Annotated in this window: 2 protein-coding genes; both read right to left on the bottom strand. The window is 65.9% G+C overall.

Annotation, left to right across the window (positions count from 1 at the left end; translation table 11 throughout):
- Positions 1–1106 (bottom strand): cystathionine gamma-synthase family protein (locus DBR12_RS18245; protein WP_108618561.1); only part of this gene is annotated, 1106 nt, incomplete at its 3' end.
- Positions 1107–1339: 233 nt separating this feature from the next.
- Positions 1340–2785 (bottom strand): exodeoxyribonuclease I, encoded by a 1446-nt coding sequence (gene sbcB, locus DBR12_RS18240; RefSeq protein ID WP_108618560.1) that lies wholly within the window; start codon positions 2783–2785, stop codon positions 1340–1342.
- Between the last annotated feature and the right edge of the window lie 21 nt (positions 2786–2806).

Below are 2806 nucleotides of genomic sequence, written 5' to 3'. Positions count from 1 at the left end.
ACCGGGATGATGAGCGTGCGGGTGTCTGCCAGGCCCGTGGCCTTGATGGGCAGCTGCAGGCGGTTGCACACGGGCAGGCATTGGTCGGGGTTGCGCAGCTCGAACGACAGCAGCCAAGAACCTGCCTTGAGGTGCTTTTTGGCAAAGGCGTGCTGGGGGTGCGATGGCAGCAGCGGGTAGTGCACGCGCGCGATGGCCGGGTGGGCCTCCAGCCACTGCGCCAGGGCCAGGGCCGTGGCGCTGGTGCGGTCCATGCGCAGGGCCAGGGTCTCGGCGCCCAGGGCCAGCTGATGGGCGGCGTGGGACGACAGCGTGCCGCCCATGTCGCGCAGGCCCTTTTTACGCAGCTGCTGCAGGCCCCAGCCCTTGGCGTCGCCCTTGCGGTAGGCGGCAAAGATGTTGGGGTAGCCCGACCAGTCGTACAGGCCGGTGTCGGTGATGGCACCGCCCAGTGCATCGCCCAGGCCGCCAATGCTTTTGGTGAGCGAGTTGACCACCAGCCCCGCACCCACCGTGGCGGCGCGGAACAGATACGGCGAGGCCACGGTGTTGTCCACCACGTACAGCACGCCGCGCTGCTGGCAAAGCGCGCCAATGCCCTCCAGGTCGGGGACCTGGGTGCCGGGGTTGGCAATGGTCTCGACAAACACCATGCGGGTGTTGGGGCGCAGCGCGGCGGCCACGTTGGCAGCATCGGTCACGTCCACCGTGGTCACTTCAACGCCGAGGTCTGCCAGCGTGCCGAACACGCTGTTGGTGTTGCCAAACACAAACTGGCTGGCCACCAGGTGGTCGCCCGCCTTGAGCAGGGTGAGAAACACGGCGCAGATACCCGCCATGCCGGTGGAGAACACGATGGTGCCGTGGCCGCGTTCCATCTTCGTGATCTTGGCCTCCAGCGCCGCCGTGGTGGGCGTGCCCTGGCGCGCATAGTTGAAGCCGCCCTTGGCCGTGCCCTGGAAGACGGCGATCAGGTCTTCAACTTTCTCGTAGCCGTACTGCACCGAGGTGTGGATGGGCTGGTGGATGGCGCCCAGCTCGGCGCCGCCCAGGCGGTCGGCATGCACGATCTGGGTGGTGAAGCTCTGGTTTTGCGGTGTCGTCATAAAAATCTGCGGCTGTTTTGTTTCGGCGGGTCGGCGTGCAAGGCGGGGCGATCAGCAATGGCGCGCCCTGATGCCACTGCCCCCATCAGGGAAAGGCGCGCAGCCCCTCATACGGATTCACGTTCGATCAATTAAAACCGTTCGGGCTGAGCTTGTCGAAGCCTTGCACGGCGCTTCGACAAGCTCAGCGTGAACGGATTGATGTCTTTGAACGCGGACCGCTGTGAGAGTAGCTACCGCTCCGGTGCAATGTGTTCAGCGTAATCGTACAAGGCACCCAGGATGTCCTGCGTGCGGTCGTCGTCGGCGGTCTCTGAAAGCGTATCGATTTCGGTGAACAGCTGCTCCACCGTGCGCGCCCCGCCCTGCCCGTCGAACAGGCAGGCGGCGCGGTGGGCCTCCCAGCGCTCTTGCTCTTCGGGGGTGAGGGTTTGCGGAAAGTTGCGCGCCCGGTAGCGCCAGACCAGCTCGGTCAGGCGCGGGTCATCAAAGCCCGTGCGGGCGGCAGCCAGCTTGGCGCCCGACATGCTGCGCAGGTCGTTCAGGTAACGCCGGTCGTTGTTGCCCACAAAGCCGCCATACAGGTCCTGGTCCACATCGGGCGTGGGCTCTGCGGGCCGGGCAAACACGGCGGGCCAGACGCCGCTCATGTCGGGCAGGCTGCGCGCCACCTCGGCATGCTGCGCGGCCTGGGCCAGGTCGATGCCCCAGCGCTGCGCCAGCGCGGGCGTGAGGGTGTTCACATTGCCCACCACCATGGGCGACTTGTTGAGGTGGATGGTCTTGATGGGCAAGCGCGTGACGCCCTCGGGCAGGTCAGCCGCGCGGGTGAACATGCGCAGGCGGATGTCATCCACGTTCAGCGTGGCCAGCTCGCGCGGGTCGTGGGCCAGGTCCCAGGCGATCAGCTCGTTCTTGTTGGTGGGGTGGCTGGCCAGCGGCCACATCACGCCCAGGCAACCGCGCTCGGTGGGGAACATGCCCGACACATGCAAAAACGGCCGCGCCGTGGTGGCCGTGGCAGGCAGGCGCAGCTCGGTGGCCACGCGGTCTTTTTTGTGCAGCGCCAAGGCAAAGTCAAACAGCTTGGCGTTGTGCTGGCGGATGAGGCGGGCCAGCGCAATGGTGGCGCGCACGTCCGACAGTGCATCGTGCGCTGCTTCATGCAACAGGCCATTGGCTTTGGAGAGGTGTTCCAGCTTGAAGCTGGGCGCGCCATCTTCCTTTTTGGGCCACTGGATGCCGTCGGGCCGCAGCGCATAGGTCATGCGCACTACGTCCAGCAAATCCCACCGGCCGCACTGGTTTTGCCACTCGCGCGCATAGGGGTCGATGAGGTTGCGCCAGAACATGAAGCGCGTGATCTCGTCGTCGAACCGGATGGTGTTGTAGCCCACGCCGATGGTGCCGGGCTGCGCAAACTCGGCCTCGATGCGATTCGCGAATTCACGCTCTGGCAGGCCCTTTTCCAGGCACAGCTGGGGGGTGATGCCGGTGATGAGGCAGGACTGTGGGTCGGGCAGGTAGTCGTTGGCCGGCTGGCAGTAAATCATCAGCGGCTCGCCGATCTCGTTGAGGTCGGCATCGGTGCGGATGGCAGCGAACTGCGCCGGGCGGTCGCGGCGGGTGTTGGCCCCGAAGGTTTCGTAGTCGTGCCAGAGAAAGGTGTGGGCAGCCATGGTCGGTGGACAAACAGGGGG

The organism is Acidovorax sp. HMWF029 (genome assembly GCF_003060895.1).
GTDB lineage: Bacteria > Pseudomonadota > Gammaproteobacteria > Burkholderiales > Burkholderiaceae_C > Acidovorax.
The sequence above is the reverse complement of the archived record's forward strand: the minus strand, read 5'-3'. Positions and strand labels throughout refer to the sequence as shown.

What these genes read in the sequence shown, in the direction of transcription:
- sbcB (WP_108618560.1), bottom strand. Translation starts at nt 2,785, where the DNA reads ATGGCTGCCCACACCTTTCTCTGGCACGACTACGAAACCTTCGGGGCC.